1 protein-coding gene is annotated in these 1,044 nt (G+C 67.9%); it reads left to right on the top strand.

Going from position 1 to position 1,044, the window contains the following annotated elements; genetic code table 11:
* Positions 1-320 precede the first annotated feature (320 nt).
* A partial coding sequence (locus K377_RS41260) for a hypothetical protein (protein WP_111668731.1) occupies positions 321-1,044 on the top strand: 724 nt, incomplete at its 3' end.

The raw sequence follows: 1,044 nt of genomic DNA, 5'->3' as shown, positions 1-1,044 counted from the left end.
CCCGCCTGCGCGGCCACGTCGTCGAGCGTGGCGTGCCGCTGCGGCAGTTCCTCAGTCATGGACGTGGGCCTTCCCTCACTTGATTATGGAAGCCCTTCCATTGTGACCTGCGAACGCGGCGCACCGAACCGGAAGCCGCCCGCGCTCACCCGGCTCCTTGACCGGCTCGCGTCGAATGCGTGGGCCGGTCGCCGCGGTCGAGCCCAGACCTCCTTCACCAAATCGCTCCCATCTGCCCAGCCAAGGAGTGCACGCGTGGCCTACTCTCGAACGTCTGTTTCGAATGAGGCTGTTCAGCCGCACAGGAGTTGGGGGGACTCATGGCAATCGAGCTGCCGGGCGAGCTCGTCTGGATCATGGATCTGATGGGGCTGAACTGGCCTCAGGTGAACGAGGACGCGGTCCGCGAGTTCGCCGGGCACGTCCGGACCTTCGCGGGTGATATCGGGGCGTCGCAGGAGCAGGCCTCGGCGACGATCCAGGCCATGGCGGCCAGCTACCAGGGATCGTCGTACGACCGGCTGGCAGAGACCTGGAGCAGGCTGGCGACCAGCCACATGACCGAGCTGATGCAGGGCTGCGAGATGGTGGCCGTCGCTCTGGAGATCGCGGCGGTGCTGGTCGTCGCGGCGAAGGTGGCCGTCATCGCGCAATTGGTCTTCGTGGCCGTCCAGTTGGCCGCTGCTGCCGCGGCGGCGGTGTTCACGCTGGGCGCCGCGGCGGCGGCGGAGGCGGCGCTGATACAGGTCACCAAGAAGGTGGTGAACGAGCTCCTCGAACGCGCCTTGGAGGAGATCGTGGCGCATCTCGCGTCCCAGGCCGTGGAACCTCTGGAGGAGATCGTGGGGCGGGCCCTGAAGGGCCTGGTTCTCAAGGGTGTCGAGGCGGCCTCCGACGCGATCGCCGATTCCGCCGGTGCGGGCGGCGCGGGAACCGGATTCTCGGTGCATCCCGATCAGTTGCTCAAGCACGCGGACGACTTCAAGCGGCACTCCGACGAGGTCGCCGGACACGCGGTGAAGTTCAGCAGCGCCACGGCGGGGG

Source organism: Streptomyces sp. PsTaAH-137, assembly GCF_003259365.1.
Lineage (GTDB): Bacteria > Actinomycetota > Actinomycetes > Streptomycetales > Streptomycetaceae > Streptomyces.
This window is presented reverse-complemented; position numbering and strand designations above follow the sequence as displayed.